Origin of the sequence: Pseudomonas sp. SL4(2022) (genome assembly GCF_026625725.1) — a bacterium.
Lineage (GTDB): Bacteria > Pseudomonadota > Gammaproteobacteria > Pseudomonadales > Pseudomonadaceae > Aquipseudomonas.
This window is the reverse complement of record NZ_CP113060.1, coordinates 3,482,642-3,497,008: the sequence shown is the minus strand read 5'-3', so window position 1 is coordinate 3,497,008 and position 14,367 is coordinate 3,482,642. Positions and strand designations below refer to the sequence as shown.

17 protein-coding genes and 1 pseudogene are annotated in these 14,367 nt (G+C 48.5%); 15 read left to right on the top strand and 3 right to left on the bottom strand.

The genetic code is table 11. The annotated features are described in order from the left end of the window. Position 1: 1 nt before the first annotated feature. From OU997_RS21070 to OU997_RS16555, 3 genes and pseudogenes are all read right to left on the bottom strand, one after another. A complete protein-coding gene (locus OU997_RS21070) occupies positions 2-865 on the bottom strand; it encodes a methyl-accepting chemotaxis protein (protein ID WP_371920657.1) in 864 nt (287 codons plus the stop codon). Then, positions 857-1,789, bottom strand: a pseudogene (locus tag OU997_RS21065) (methyl-accepting chemotaxis protein); the annotation flags it as partial. The gene OU997_RS21070 and the pseudogene OU997_RS21065, both read right to left, overlap by 9 nt. A gap of 377 nt (positions 1,790-2,166) precedes the next feature. Beyond that, entirely contained in the window at positions 2,167-3,132 is a 966-nt protein-coding gene (locus OU997_RS16555) for an integron integrase (RefSeq protein WP_267807629.1), read from the bottom strand. A gap of 1,080 nt (positions 3,133-4,212) precedes the next feature. Between OU997_RS16555 and OU997_RS16550 the strand changes: the two genes are divergently transcribed. From OU997_RS16550 to OU997_RS16480, 15 genes are all read left to right on the top strand, one after another. After that, on the top strand, positions 4,213-4,461 hold the full coding sequence (locus tag OU997_RS16550; protein WP_267807521.1) for a pentapeptide repeat-containing protein: 249 nt from the start codon (positions 4,213-4,215) through the stop codon (positions 4,459-4,461). Between the two features lie 75 nt (positions 4,462-4,536). Then, positions 4,537-4,890 (top strand): hypothetical protein, encoded by a 354-nt coding sequence (locus OU997_RS16545; RefSeq protein ID WP_267807627.1) that lies wholly within the window; start codon positions 4,537-4,539, stop codon positions 4,888-4,890. 79 nt (positions 4,891-4,969) lie between these two features. After that, positions 4,970-5,338 (top strand): hypothetical protein, encoded by a 369-nt coding sequence (locus OU997_RS16540; protein ID WP_267807625.1) that lies wholly within the window; start codon positions 4,970-4,972, stop codon positions 5,336-5,338. Positions 5,339-5,415: 77 nt separating this feature from the next. Further along, positions 5,416-5,772: an ATP-dependent Clp protease adaptor ClpS gene (locus tag OU997_RS16535; protein ID WP_267807623.1), complete on the top strand. Its 357-nt coding sequence runs from the start codon at positions 5,416-5,418 to the stop codon at positions 5,770-5,772. 706 nt (positions 5,773-6,478) lie between these two features. After that, entirely contained in the window at positions 6,479-6,964 is a 486-nt protein-coding gene (locus tag OU997_RS16530; RefSeq protein WP_267807621.1) for a hypothetical protein, read from the top strand. A gap of 552 nt (positions 6,965-7,516) precedes the next feature. Next, positions 7,517-7,957, top strand: a complete 441-nt coding sequence (locus tag OU997_RS16525) for a hypothetical protein (RefSeq protein ID WP_267807620.1) — start codon at positions 7,517-7,519, stop codon at positions 7,955-7,957. A 105-nt stretch (positions 7,958-8,062) separates the two neighbouring features. After that, positions 8,063-8,662, top strand: a complete 600-nt coding sequence (locus tag OU997_RS16520) for a tetratricopeptide repeat protein (protein WP_267807618.1) — start codon at positions 8,063-8,065, stop codon at positions 8,660-8,662. A gap of 899 nt (positions 8,663-9,561) precedes the next feature. Continuing rightward, on the top strand, positions 9,562-10,026 hold the full coding sequence (locus tag OU997_RS16515) for a hypothetical protein (RefSeq protein WP_267807616.1): 465 nt from the start codon (positions 9,562-9,564) through the stop codon (positions 10,024-10,026). A gap of 73 nt (positions 10,027-10,099) precedes the next feature. Beyond that, on the top strand, positions 10,100-10,501 hold the full coding sequence (locus tag OU997_RS16510; RefSeq protein ID WP_267807614.1) for a hypothetical protein: 402 nt from the start codon (positions 10,100-10,102) through the stop codon (positions 10,499-10,501). Continuing rightward, positions 10,488-10,787 (top strand): hypothetical protein, encoded by a 300-nt coding sequence (locus OU997_RS16505; protein ID WP_267807613.1) that lies wholly within the window; start codon positions 10,488-10,490, stop codon positions 10,785-10,787. Before OU997_RS16510 ends, OU997_RS16505 begins: the two co-directional genes overlap by 14 nt. Positions 10,788-11,739: 952 nt before the next feature. Further along, positions 11,740-12,183: a hypothetical protein gene (locus OU997_RS16500; RefSeq protein WP_267807611.1), complete on the top strand. Its 444-nt coding sequence runs from the start codon at positions 11,740-11,742 to the stop codon at positions 12,181-12,183. 86 nt (positions 12,184-12,269) lie between these two features. Beyond that, positions 12,270-12,629, top strand: a complete 360-nt coding sequence (locus OU997_RS16495) for a hypothetical protein (protein WP_267807609.1) — start codon at positions 12,270-12,272, stop codon at positions 12,627-12,629. 79 nt (positions 12,630-12,708) lie between these two features. Beyond that, positions 12,709-13,161, top strand: a complete 453-nt coding sequence (locus OU997_RS16490) for a hypothetical protein (RefSeq protein WP_267807607.1) — start codon at positions 12,709-12,711, stop codon at positions 13,159-13,161. Positions 13,162-13,249: 88 nt separating this feature from the next. Further along, the gene (locus OU997_RS16485; RefSeq protein ID WP_267807606.1) at positions 13,250-13,777 is read left to right on the top strand and encodes an RBBP9/YdeN family alpha/beta hydrolase; all 528 of its coding nucleotides are present in this window, start codon (positions 13,250-13,252) and stop codon (positions 13,775-13,777) included. A gap of 80 nt (positions 13,778-13,857) precedes the next feature. Next, positions 13,858-14,301, top strand: coding sequence for a hypothetical protein (locus tag OU997_RS16480; RefSeq protein ID WP_267807604.1), 444 nt, complete (start codon positions 13,858-13,860; stop codon positions 14,299-14,301). The last annotated feature ends 66 nt before the right edge of the window (positions 14,302-14,367 follow it).

Sequence of the window (14,367 nt, the reverse complement as noted above, 5' to 3'; positions counted from 1 at the left end):
GCTACACACGGAAACGGCTCACCATCATCTGCAATTGGTTACCCAAACGCGCCAACTCAACACTGGCACGAGCGGTCTCATCACTGGCACACGCCGTCTGCTCAGACACATCCCGCACGCTGATAATGCTGCGACTGATCTCTTCAGCCACCGCACTTTGCTGCTCAGCCGCCGCCGCAATCTGCTGATTCATCGACTGAATATTCGACACTGTACGGGTAATGCTTTCCAGCGAATCACCCGCGCGACGAGTCAACTCAACACTGCTGTCCGTCAGGGTACGGCTGCTCAACATGATGCTGGCCACCTGTTGCGTACCATTCTGCAGCCCAGCAACCAAGCCCTCGATCTCCTCAGTGGACTTCTGTGTGCGTTGCGCCAAACCACGCACCTCATCTGCGACCACCGCAAAACCTCGACCCGCTTCACCCGCTCGCGCCGCCTCAATAGCCGCGTTGAGTGCCAGCAGGTTCGTCTGCTCCGCCACAGCCTTGATGACATCCATGACACTGCCAATCTTCTGACTTTCTTGCTGCAGGGCACTCATGGCACCCGTAGAGCGCCCGACCTCATCAGCCAGACGCTCAATCTGAGCAATGGCCTGCGCCACCACCTTGTCGCCATTGCGCGCTTCAATATCAGCGTCAGTGGCCGCGCGAGACGCCTGCTCGGCATTGCGCGCAACCTCCTGCACCGTGGCGGACATTTCGTGCATGGCAGTGGCCACTTGATCAGTTTCACTTTTCTGGTTGTTGGCCCCCGCACTGGTCTGCGCGGTTACGGCGGACAGTTCTTCGGCAGCACTGCTGATCTGGCTGACCCCATCGCGAATCCCGCCAATCAACTCACGCAAGGTGCTGCCCATGCGCTGCACACCCTGCTGCAACACACCCAGCTCATCCTGACGCACCACAACAGAACCCGGCGTCAGATCGCCACTGGCAATGCGCTCGACATCCGACAAGGTTGCACGCAGCGGACGAATGATTTGCCGTGTGATCAACCAAGCCGCCAGCAGACCAAGTAACAAGGCCAACGCAGTAGCCGCCAACTGCAGGTAGCGCGCCGCCGCACTCTCGACGGCCAGGCGATCAAGCTGAAAGCTGTATAGCTCATCGCTGATTTTGACAATTTCAGCGCCCTGCACGGTCATTTCCTGACGCGTACGCGCAATGGCCTGCGTGGCATTACGCAGCGCCAACACCGCGTCCCGGTATTGCGCCAGCGTACGCTCAATCTGCAATACAGCGGCCTGCTGCGACCCGGCAAATGCCCGATCCAGATCCGCCAGCCCAGCCATGATCGCCTCAACCCCCTGAATCATTGCCGACTCATTACCGGGATTCGCATTATCACTGTAAAGACTGACCAGATGCTGAACCTGCAGCAGCTCCGCACGGCTATCAGTGATCGCCTGATACTGAACAAAACGCTGCGGATCAAACTCTGGTAACTGCACCACCCCGGCCATGATCTGGCGAATCTGTTCAACAGCCTCATCTGCCGTACGCGCCAACATGGCATTGGCAGCACTGACGTCTTTGTAGGCCGCTTTCATGGCATTCAGGGAAACTTGATAATCATCGTTAATGGCACCCTGCTGCTTGAGTAATGCCAAATTGACCGGGTTCTTGAACGACGCCTGCAATGCCTCCTGCTTGGCGATATAAGTACTCAGGGTCGACTGCAAACGCTCGGCCGTAGGCAAATCACCGTTGGCAATCATGTACTGCAAACGGGCAATGCGCAGGTTAGTGAGACTGCTGTTCAGGTAAGTGATGTCGCTCATCCAATTGGCGCGCTGAATCACGCTGCCCAAACCACTCCAGCCCGTCCAGGCCATCAGCACCGTCATCGCCAGCACAACACCAAAACCTATCAGCAACTTGCGGGTTACGCTGATATTGGCAAACCAGGTATTCATAAACGGCATATCTCCAACGTACGTATCAAAAGCCAAATCAGCAGCTGGAGTTATTGTTGTTGCAGCGCGTCTGGACAGAACCACCGAGGGCTCGGCGGAAAGATAGAAAGGAATCAAGCGCCAGGCTTAACCCGGACTGACAGCATGACGCCCAGCCAAGGCCGGGCGTCACATAAATAGCGCCAAAATTTTAACGCAGCCAATGCACGGAATAAACCTAACCCCCACACACTCGGCTCAACTCAGACCCTATCCAGCGGACTCAACACCGCAAGCCCACCACGATTGAGCACATGGGTATAGATCATGGTCGTTTTCACATCGGAGTGGCCCAGCAACTCCTGCACTGTGCGAATATCCTGGCCAGATTCCAACAAATGCGTAGCAAAGGAATGCCGTAACGTATGCGGCGTTGCCAGCTTCACAATACCGCTGCGCCTCAATGCAAACTTGAACGCGCGTTGCACGCGCTTCTCGTCCAAATGATGCCGACGCGATTTGCCACTGCGCGGATCAACCGAAAGTCCCGGGGCCGGAAATACATACTGCCACCCCCACTCCCACGGACCATTCGGATACTTACGCTCCAAAGCAAAAGGCAGATAAACATCACCACGCCCCATTTTCAGCTCAGCGTTATGACGCGCCCTGACCAACGCCAGGTGCTGCTTGAGCGGCTCAACCAGGCGACGCGGCAACACCGTCACCCGATCCTTCATACCCTTGCCATCGCGGACCAAAATTTCACCGCGCGGAAAGTCGACATCTTTTACTCGCAAACGCATTACTTCCATCAAGCGCATACCGGAACCATAAAGCAGATGCGCAGCCAACCCAACCTCGCCCTCTAAATTGCCCAATATTTGCTGCACCTCGGAAACACTCAACACAACCGGTAAACGGCTTGGCTTCTTTGCCCGCACCACATCACCTAACCAGGGTAAATCCAGTTTAAGGACCTGTTTGTAAAGAAACAGCAACGCCGCAAGCGCCTGATTTTGCGTTGAGGCCGAGACATTCTTCCGTAGTGCCAAATCTGATAGAAATGCCTCCACCTCTACCGCACCCATTTCTTGCGGATGCCGATAACTGTTAAAGCGAATAAAGCGCTTTACCCATTCGCAATAGACGTGTTCCGTACGAATCGAGTAGTGTTTCAGACGAGTCTGCTCACGAACCTGATCAAGCAAGCGTGGCTTTCCATCCATGGTGGATAACTCCCCTTTCAGCCAATTCCTAGCAGCAACCCTCAGCCTAGACGGCACCACCGGACCGGACAAGAATGTTATCCACCAAATCCCAAAACACGTCACGACACCAATTGGTGTCTATTTATAGTTAGGTTTCAAACTCTATGCCTCTAGCAATTCGCGTCCTTTGCATTGCTCTTTCGATACTGCTTGTTATGCATGCATGCCTAGCTCCGATCGTTGAGGAAAGCTTCCTATTTCTTCTTCCCATGGCAATCGACGCATCGCTAATCTGGCTCATCTGGGCTTTCTCTCGGCGTCGTTCAGGTACTTTGTCTTGGCTGTCCACATATTGTGTTGTAGCGGTACTTATCAGCATTCTCTTCAGCCCATTTTCGAGCGAGTACGGTCAATGGACATGGGTTATTCAAACCCAATTCGTTTCCGAGGCATTGGTGTGTTTAGCTCTCTTCTTCGCGCTACGCACGCAGTCCGCCAAGTCTTGGTTTCATGGCTAAACAGAAACCTAACAACTGGTTCAAACCGCTCGCTCCGCTCACTGGGACGGGCTAAAGCCCGCCCCTTAACCAAACGTTAGACGTTCATGTTTCCAAAGCTTGTTTTTTGTAATGCGTACACCCGTAAAGACGCACGTTTACTTTCGAGGTTTTCACGGTTTGAAATGTGCATTTACTGAACTGACGCCCGTTATATTTTGGGCATTGTTTAACACTGCGTTCAGGTCGTTACATTGCAAACATTGGATTTATCGCGTTTCATCCGTTGCGTCATTTTTGTTCGCAAGGCCGCACGATTGCTTTCGGGTCTTTCTCGGGTTTAGTCTTGCGGTTGCTGTGCTTACGCCGGTTGCCATCGGGGCACGTTGAAATTGCGGGTTTTCAGCTACATCGAAACATCAAATTTATTGCGTTTCGCCAGGTTCATCGCGCAACGCGTTACAAGCAAGAATGCGGTGCTTCAAATTATGTGTACATCCGAGCGTCTAACAATTGGTTCAAATCGCTCGCTATGCTCGCTGGGACGGGCTAAAGCCCGCCCCTTAACCAAACGTTAGGCACCAAACATGGAGAGTTCAACGTGACTAAAAAATTATCGGAATTTAAGGCAGTCTCATTACCTGAGGCGAGCTTCAACGACGTAAACCTGCAACTCGCTAAATTCAATGACGTCAACCTTTCTGGCTCAACGTTCACCGACGTTTCGTTAACCGGGGCCAAACTCAATAATGTCGATTTAAGCAACGTTACAATCACAGACGCAAATTTAAATGGCATGGCAATTAACGGTATTCTCGTCACTGAGTTACTTCGCGTCTATGGCGCCTAACAAGGCGCTCAAATCGCTCACTTCGTTCGCTGGGACGGCGTTCCGCCGCCCCTTAGCTTAATCGTTAGGCAGCATATGGAAGACAGTGCAGACCTGAGAGTTAAATGCTCGGAAGCTATTCAGCTTTTACAGTTAGGGCACATTGAGCTGCTGGCTAACCAATATGGCTACGCCTTAGCCTTTGGAAGGCCGGCGCACCAAGCGATCCACGCGGATCTCAGAGCATGCTTACATGAGCTTGGGGCACATGGGTTTACACCTCTGTCCACGCAGCCTGAAATTGAAATTTCTTTCCTCACCGAAAACTCTTCAGGCATAGAGGCTGTCATTGAATGCCTTGTAGAAACAGACTCTGGCGCAAAACTCCTAGTAGAATTTATATCTACCGAGAAAGGTATAAGTCTTGAGCACATCAGTACTGCTGCCTAACAAATGGTTCAAGCCGTTCGCTTCGCTCACTCGGGACCGGCTAAAGCCGGCCCCTTAACCAAACGTTATGTAAAAAGCGATGCGCTCATACGAAGATACAAAAGATGCTATAAATTCACTTTTTGATAACTGCCAATCGGAGAGGGGATTTTCACTTGGGCAATCTCTTTGCTTTATAGAAGAAGAATATTTTCCTTGGAACACAGATGACACGACTTGGCAGCTATGCTTTTATGTTCTTCTTCTTAAGGCAGCCCTCGAAAGAGGCATTAATAAGTTAAGTTGGGATTTGGACTATATTAGCCATAAAGCACGCGAACTCCTAAACAATGAGCTTTTCCTTGATAAGGCTAGGGCAAAACTAAAAAAGTACGAATCTGAGTGCTTAGCTTCTGATATTTATTTGATTAAAATAAATTTCTTTAAATACCAGGTGAATTTTACATAACAACTGGTTCAAACCGTTCGCTGCGCTCACTGGGACGGGCTAAAGCCCGCCCCTTAACCAAACGTTAGGCTCAGAGCATGATCACCAAAGCCCTTACCAACTGGCTCACAAAAGCATTCAATGGAGAAGAAGAGTTTCCGAAGTTAGAGAAACCGTTTTTCTCCAAAGCAGGTGGTCACGGCATTATATTTTTTAACGATGAAACTACACCAATGGACTTTGTTACCGGTGTATTTAGAAAATATTTGAAATTGAACCAATCACAGGCCTTCAGCCTCATGGCTGAAATCCATGAAAATGGTGAAGCCACATGGTTTGGAACAGATCTCGATATAGCGGAGAGCATTTGTGCGTTAATTACATCAGCCGCAGAAGACCAAGGCTTCCCTTTTAAGTGCACTGTAGTAGCACCAGAAAAATTGGACAAAGCCTAACAAATGGTTCAAACCGTTCGCTGCGCTCACTGGGACGGGCTAAAGCCCGCCCCTTAACCAAATGTTAGCCAATCGCTTTCAGCTTGTTTGGTTTTTAATCGCGTACATCCGCAATATCGCTCCACTGCTTTACGCTTCACACAGTTTCAAAATTTGTGTTTACTGAACCATCGCCGCCACCATCGGGGCACGTCTAAATTGCGGTTCGCCAGCAACATCGAAACATAGGATTTATCGCCTTTCGCCAGGTTTATCGCGTAACGCGTTACAAGCAGGAATGTGGTGCTTCAAATTATGCGTACATCCGAGCGTCTAACAATTGGTTCAAATCGCTCGCTGCGCTCACTGGGACGGGCTAAAGCCCGCCCCTTAACCAAACGTTAGCCAATCGCTTTCAGCTTGTTTGGTTTCTAATCGCGTACATCAGCAATATCGCTCCAATGCTTTAGGCTTCACACAGTTTCAATTTTTGTGTTTACTGAACCATCGCCGCCACCATCGGGGCACGTCTAAATTGCGGTTCGCCAGCAACATCGAAACATTGTATTTATCGCGTTTCGCCAGGGATTTCGCGCAACGCGTTACAAGCAGGAATGTGGTGCTTCAAATTATGCGTACATCCGAGCGTCTAACAATTGGTTCAAATCGCTCGCTGCGCTCGCTGGGACGGGCTAAAGCCCGCCCCTTAACCAAACGTTAGGCAAACATGTCGGACATCGAGATAAAGGAAGAAGGCACAACAGGAACAATCATCCTGTACGCTCTACTGCTCCCGCCAATGCTCCTTTTCACATTCCTCGCCTACGCTAGCGGCAACACAGCTGCGCTTCTGGCAACAACACTGTTAACGGCAGCAATTCCGTTTGAAATAAACCGCCACGCCAAACTTAGAAAGCTGGCCAAAGCTCCGCTTATTAGATTTACTGATAAAGAAATATACATCAGGAAAAAACGCAATTCAGAAGCGCGTAATATCGAATACAGTGCCATTTCCGCATTTACAAGAACCCGGAACCGCCACACCACAAAAACAAGCTTCACATTAAAGTTAAACTCTGGTGAATTATTCGAACTCTCAGACTCTTATAGGGATCATGAGGCCAAAGTGATAGCCGAAAATCTTCTCAAGAAATTGCCTCATCTCAGCCCAAAGCATGGGTGGGAAAGCAAAGAATACAGTGAGTACGCCTAACAATGCGCTCAAATCGCTCACTTCGTTCGCTGGGACCGGCTAAAGCCGGCCCCTTAGCTTAATCGTTAGGATGCCACGTTGAATCGCATCATATTATCCATGGAGCTAATTCTTCTTTGCGGGCCAGCGATAGCTCTCCTTGCATTAGGAATAATGTTCTTACCCACTTCTTTGATTGCCTTGATTTTTTCACCATCAAGTAGTGGTGTTCTGCCAATAGCTGCACTTATCACAATTTGCGGAACATGGGGCGCAATTTCATTCGCCAGTTTAGCGCGCTATGCATACAGTAAAGAAAGAAGCTGGCCTGGACGACCAATACAATGGTTTGGAATCATACTGGGTCTTGCTGCTTGCAGTGCCGGTTTACTAACTAGCACGGAGCACTATATGATTTTCACTGTTTTCGCCGGCCCAATAATTGCCACAGCACATCTTCTATACTTATCAAAGCTCGGCAATAAGGCCTCCTAACAACTGATTCAAACCGTTCGCTTCGCTCACTGGGACGGGCTAAAGCCCGCCCCTTAACCAAACGTTAGAGCCCAGAAGATGATCCCGGAAAATATCCACGTGCTTGCGAACAAAAATCGACTGGGTGACATAGAACGCAGCAATGTAGAGACAGCGAAAAAAGCTCTGCAAAGACTAGGTATTGGTGTAGAGAGCCAACTCCACGAATTTTGTGTTGCTTATTGCTTAAGCTCTTTGCTGAGCCCTTTCGCTGAAGAACAACTTGTAGATATCTGTGAGCCAACAGAAGAAGTAGCTGTCAGCACTAATTTTGCACATGAGTTCTGGGGGCTTCCGAATGAATATATATGCTTCACCAGTTGCCAAGGAGAAGGTGGCTTTCTCTATTCTGTGCGCACCCATGCCGTATACGATTTTTCTTTGTCCGAACGTACCCAATTCTTGGTGGCACCAGAGCCAAAATGGCCAAATTTCTATAAGTTCATCGAATGGTATCTTTCGCCAGAGCTAGTGCAATGAGCTCTAACAACTGGTTCAAGTCGTTCGCTTCGCTCACTCGGGACCGGCTAAAGCCGGCCCCTTAACCAAACGTTAGGCACGCATGAAAAAGTTCGGTACTCGACCATGAGTGATGCAAGACTAAAATCGCGAATAAAGCGAATATTTAAAGATGAGATGGAATCAAAAGGTTTTGTGTTGAAGAAACCTAGAATTCCAGAGAGATTTTTGAAGGGGCTAAGGCAAGGCATTGAATTTCAGCCTGGAACTGGACACTTATCCGGCAAATACACTTTAAATGTATTTTGGAGTTTCACACATGCCTTAGATGAGGGCATGTCAATGCATGGTACATCTCGTATCGGAGCGCTCACTGGCGGCGGGGATACTTGGTTTTCGCGGCAAGATGAAAACCTGGAATCCGACTTCAGTGCAGTTAGTGAAATAATTAAAAAAGTAGTTTTACCCTACCTAGACAAATATAACTCAATAGAGAGCATCCTGGCAGGTGTCAAAAGTGGTGAGCTAGATACTTCTCGTGCGCTTGGCGTTGATGCAGGGTGGCGTGAATTCAATCTAGGGTACTGCTTCGCTTCTCTTGGAAATAAGAAGGAGGCAGTGAAGCACTACAGTGCAGTTATAGAAATGCACTCTACCCATACAGTTGAATGGGTGCAAAACCGAAAGCAGGCTGCTGTTAGTGAAATTTCGCGTCTATGTCCCTAACAATTGGTTCAAACCGTTCGCTTCGCTCACTTGGACGGGCTAAAGCCCGCCCCTTAACCAAACGTTAGGCTTACGCTGTAAACCTTGGAGAAAATTCGTGCATCAGGAAGTGCGAAGCAACTACGCAAATCTAATCTTGCTACTTATACTGGGCGCAGTGATGCTCCCTGATACATTAAAATATATAGTTGGCGCTCCATTCGCCTTGTTGCTGTCACTTGCTCGTCCAGGTGTTTTTTTATGGTACCTACTTGCAGGTTATGGCCTATATAGCGCATGGAGCATCGCAATCAGAATGAAAGAATACATAGATTAAGAAGTACCTACCCACATATATGTCGGAGTCATAGCAGGCTTCTTGGCTTTTTTAATTGCGGGACTATCACAGGGCGGGAGGTTTGTATTAGGTGCAGCGCCTCTTATCGCTGCCTGTATATCTATAGCAATTATAAAAATTAGAACAAAATAACATGAATTATGAACGCACCAAACGACAGAGCCTAACAACTGGTTCAAACCGTTCGCTTCGCTCACTGGGACGGGCTAAAGCCCGCCCCTTAACCAAACGTTAGACAATCGCTTTCAGCTTGTTTGGTTTTTAATCGCGTACATCAGCAATATCGCTCCACTGCTTTAGGCTTCACACAGTTTCAAAATTTGTGTTTACTGAACCATCGCCGCCACCATCGGGGCACGTTGAAATCGCAGTTTTTTCAGTTGCATCGAAACATTGGATTTATCGTGTTTCGTCAGGTTTATCGCGTAACGCGTTACAAGCAAGAATGCGGTGCTTCAAATTATGCGTACATCCGAGCGTCTAACAATTGGTTCAAATCGCTCGCTGTGCTCGCTGGGACGGGCTAAAGCCCGCCCCTTAACCAAACGTTAGGCTAATCTTAATGTTCTTCGCAAGCCTTGCAGCCATAGTTACGCCTTCGCTCATCATTGCTCTAACTGCTGTAGCGCTTGGCGGGTCGCCCTCAGATGGTTTAATTCCAACATTGATCTTATATGGTCTAATTATTTCTACTGCTCACTTTATCGTAATGGGGCTACCTACTCTAACCCTGCTAAATAAATTCAACCTTCTCAAATTAAAGCATGTGATATTGGCCGGGTTCTTAATAGCAATCATCCCAACCGGCATCTATAGATGGCCTCTCCCAGATGGCCAGTTCATCGGGACAATAGAAACACAAATATATGGATTCAACGTAGTCAAAAATATAAATGGTGTGCCAACCCTGTGGGGGTGGTTAATATACCTAAAAGAGACATTTACTCCCGGAGTACTATTTGGCATTCCAGCAGCATTTGCTTTCTGGTATTTTTATGAAGGTAATACGGCGCGAGAGCCTAACTAGTGGTTCAAATCGTTCGCTGCGCTCACTGGGACGGGCTAAAGCCCGCCCCTTAACCAAACGTTAGGGTACTCAAATGGCTGCCTACTTCGTACACAATGGCTTCTGTGGCTGGTTGTATGGAACACCCAGTGATCCGCAGCTTATAAGCTTCGAAGACGCGGCAAAGATCATGCAGCAAGCAAAGCTCAGCTCCGAGCAGGTAAAACAAAAAATCCCACCTGCTCAATACGCGACAGAAGCTGATTATCTTTATTATTTAACCGGAAAAAACAGATTCTTATGCTTTGGCAACATTCACGAATGTGCAGACATCAACAGCACGAAAGTCAATTCAGCACTACATGTTGAGTGGGGGGGCACCCTAACAACTGGTTCAAATCGCTCGCTTCGCTCACTGGGACGGGCTAAAGCCCGCCCCTTAACCAAACGTTATGTATCACTAATTAATTTCGAGGCTGGCCGTGAGCGAAGATAGAACAACAAAAGCCGAAGTCATCGCACGTTCTCTCGAGAAAGTCTCGGACAGCAAAGGGCTTGAAGCAATTGGTCACGGCCTAGGCTGGGGAATTGCTGCAATGGCAATAGCGGCAGTTTTCTTAGCGCTAGCACTCTCACCTGCAGCATTGAAGTGGGATGGACACTTACACCCCCAAACAAAATGCTACGAGGTAAAGGAGATCGCAGGCGAACTGGTAAAATTCAACACCTGTACCGGTGAGGCAGAGAAAATATCTATAAAAGCCGAAGCTAGTGCAAAGTGAACATAACAATGCGCTCAAATCGCTCGCTGGGACCGGCGAAGCCGGCCCCTTAGCTTAATCGTTAGCTAACCGCATTCTGCTTAATGGTTTTTTGCACCGCGTACATCCGCAATATCGCTCCACTGCTTTAGGCTTCACACAGTTTCAATTTTTGTGTTTACTGAACCATCGCCTCCACCATCGGGGCACGTATAAACTGCGGTTCGCCAGCAACATCGAAACATTGGATTTATCGCGTTTCGTCAGGCATTTCGCGTAACGCGTTACAAGCAGGAATGCGGTGCTTCAAATTCTGCGTACATCCGAGCGTCTAACAATTGGTTCAAATCGCTCGCTGTGCTCGCTGGGACGGGCTAAAGCCCGCCCCTTAACCAAACGTTAGGCAACTCGAATATGCACGTAGCTATTCACGCAAATATCGTTGATCAATCTACAGCCAAGTTGGCCGATACCCTGCGCCCGATATTCAGAACACTCGCTGACAAGCTGGAGGGAAACTACGGCGGTTCTATGGAGCATCTTTGGATTGATTTGGAACTGATTGAACATCACTCAAAGCCTGACGGTAGTCCTCGCCATCCATTTAGGCTGCAAAAGCGAGTGTCTGGTCGTGGGAGGTTTGGCCTGCCCGCAATAGAGGATCAAATGAACGTTGGGCACTACAGCGTTCGACCCGATTTTCACCATCTTCACTCTCTGCCCATACCCGAGGCCGCTGCGTACGTGATAAAACTAATCCACGAGTCCACGGAGATGCTCCTCTCAAAGCAAAAGCGACTCAACGGCTTCGACGCGCAACTATTCCGCAGCAAGCTCTCCGAAAGCTGCCTTCAACTTGGGTTCAGTGTCCAATGAGCAGCCAAGTTTTCTCTCACCAGCCTAACTAGTGGTTCAAGCCGTTCGCTTCGCTCACTCGGGACGGGCTAAAGCCCGCCCCTTAACCAAACGTTAAATGACAATGGCCTGCTCCGTGCCAAAACGCATAGAAGAATTAACAGTTGCTGATCTAGAAAGTAATCGTTGGTGTGTATACCACAACGACGAAGAAGGCTATGACAGCTTTGAATTTGCCATACCTGACACTCATCTTAACTTTTCAGAGCACGCCATCGAAATCGAGTTGGCACACTTTACCTTTCCTGATGGCAAAATCTTGAAAGGCAGCTTTGATGGCTCAGAGTCTTTTTCAGTTTGCCACAATGACAATTGGTATTCCTTCTGGTTCGGCATTTCAAAACCAAATGAGAATACCATTGCCGAATTCAAAGAATTTCTAACTGTTAATCGCCTTGCATTACCTGCGCATGCAACAGCAACATGGAGTGGCACCTCAAGAACATTCAATGGCTTACAATATCTTGATGACACAGGGGCCATCCGTGAAATTGTCATTTAACAATTGGTTCAAGCCGTTCGCTCCGCTCACTCGGGACCGGCTAAAGCCGGCCCCTTAACCAAACGTTAGGCCACAAGGAAGAACCTTTGAAAGCTCTTGACCTTTTAAGATGCACCATAATCAGCCTTTTGCTCTCTCTAGTTGCTCCAGGCTTAACAATGCAGTCTTCGGCGCCAGAGGAAGGCGAAGTCGTTATGGACCTTTCCGCAATTTCAGAAGAGCAGTTAGAAAACTCCACTACAGAAGAGCTTGAAAAATTAATATCAAGCGCTCCCCAAAAAGAGATAGAGGATTCATGGGAAGGCTCTCTATACGCATTTAGCCACCCTCAAGTCTTGTATTTTTATCTTGAAGCAACTGCCTATATATTCCCTTTTATCTTTCTAGCCTCGGTAGCCTCTTCATTTTTAAGCATCCGAAGCAGGTCGCGCGCGGAGCCAGCCTAACAATTGGTTCAAGTCGCTCGCTCCGCTCGCTTGGGACCGCGTTCCGCGGCCCCTTAACCAAACGTTAGAGTGCAAGTAAATGTCGCGCCAAGGAATGAATGCCGCATTGCAACATGCTCAGGAATTGCCTGCCTTCCAGAGCATTAACCAAGCACAAGAAAGCTTGTTCAAGCTCAAAGATGCAACTCTATCCGCATTTATTGCGGAGCTGGGCACCGCCCTCAATCTAGACTTCACCCCAGAAAGCTTAAAAGCACTGGAAAAGTGGTTTATTGAGTCTGGCTCTCCAGAGATTGGGGCCGGTAGCTATTCAATTCCTCATGCTATTGGCTTCTACTACGGAGAGATCCTCTGCAGGTCCGCTGGCTTCACTTGGGTAGTAGAGGAGTTCCCTTTTCAAAAGGGGCGTTATTCTGTCGGCATCGCGCGCCCCTTGCTTAAGATCATGCTTACTCGCGGCCTTCAACCAAAAACAGAGGGCAACAAGCGCATGCAGAGCCTTTATCGTGAGTGCAAGAGCTATGCACTCTAACAAGTCGCTCAAGTGGGACGTCTTTGGCTTCGCCAAATTCGCCCCTTAGCTCCAACGTTAGGCCTTTGCGAAAAGGAGATTCGCCAACATGAAAGTACTCACGCTACCAGGCATTGGAAATTCGGGGCCAGAACACTGGCAAAGTCGCTGGGAACAACTTAATAATAATTATATTCGCGTCAATCAATTAAGCTGGGACAATCCAAACTGCTCAGAATGGGTCGAATCTCTTGAAGAAAGCGTTAGATCTGCTGGCCCAAGCACTATTCTGGTAGCTCATAGTTTGGCATGTCTGCTCGTCGCGCACTGGGCGGTAAAAACAAATCTACAAATCAAAGCTGCTTTACTAGTCGCTGTACCAAATCCCAAAAATCCAATATTTCCAACTCAAGCAGCAGGGTTCGAGCCATTGCCAATCCAGCGCTTGCCTTTCAAATCTATTATTGTCGCAAGCACCAATGATCCCTACGGTGGTATCTCGTACGCTGAAGAGTGCGCTTCGATATGGGGTAGTGATCTTGTTAACATCGGTGAGGCCGGTCATATCAATAGCTCTAGCGGTTTGGGTGCCTGGCCCGAGGGTCATAAACTCCTACAAAAACTTCAAACGGCCTAACAATGCGCTCAAATCGCTCACTTCGTTCGCTGGGACGGGCTAAAGCCCGCCCCTTAGCTTAAACGTTATGCAAAAATAATATGACTCGATACTTCTTTGCAATTTTCATTACCCTTGTAACGCTAATTTTAAATGCTGCGGTGTTATCCGAGAGCCTTAGTGGTGTCACGCTTATAATTTCACTTCTAGCGATTAACGCATTCTCATTATCTCTAATTTTATTTTGGCTAGGGGGTTATTCAAGAACTCCCAGTAAGGCTAAGTATCTTGTTCTTGGCCATGCAGCATTGTTCTTATCAGTTGGTGTAGGATTTATTACACTTGGATATCATGCAATTGAAGCGCAAAGTTGCCTGTTCCTTATGAATGATGGCGATTCAAAAAATCTCATCCACAAGGCTGGCCTTTGGGCCACAGAAAACAGTTACTGCCCATGGTTAGGGGTTAGCCTCATGGCATTTGGGTTATTCTTGTCTTGGCCAAGCTTAAAGCTATTTATTGGAATCCAAGCAAAAGGCGCATAACAATTGGTTCAAATCGCTCGCTTCGCTCACTGGGACGGGCTAAAGCCTGCCCCTTAACCAAACGTT